The organism is Streptomyces sp. NPDC127092 (assembly GCF_042722475.1).
In the GTDB taxonomy this organism is placed as follows: domain Bacteria; phylum Actinomycetota; class Actinomycetes; order Streptomycetales; family Streptomycetaceae; genus Streptomyces.
Genome location: NZ_JBHXFE010000320.1, coordinates 1 through 388 on the forward strand (window position 1 = coordinate 1; position 388 = coordinate 388).

Here is a 388-nt window from a genome sequence, read left to right on the forward strand (position 1 = left end):
TTCTCTGCCCGTCGGTGCGGTTGCGACCACATCGACCGCTACCACTCTGGAGACGCGGGCAGGTGCGTCCGCCGGGTGGTCGTCGCCGGTGATCCGTGCCGTCGCCGTCACCACGGCCTGCTCGTCACGCCATTGTTGCCAGCGGTTTCCTGAGATCGGCGCGAGTACCGAGAACGAGAGTGTGTTCTCGTCGTAGAACTGTTCGTCGAGCAGTGGCTTGGCCCGCTCCGCGGCCGCCGCCTGGTTCGTATCGGCGATCGGGTCGTAGCTGAACAACGTCTCCGCGGCCGCGACAATCACCGACTCGGGATCGGTCTGATCTGTTCCGGCAAAGTGCTCTGGCAGTGACGGCGGCGGCGGGGTCGACAACGCCCCCGTCGGACCGCCG

At 67.0% G+C, this 388-nt stretch carries 1 pseudogene; it reads right to left on the reverse strand.

The window, feature by feature from the left end:
* A pseudogene (locus ACFWJO_RS40055) lies at nt 1-369 on the reverse strand (hypothetical protein); the annotation flags it as partial.
* Nucleotides 370-388 lie beyond the last annotated feature (19 nt).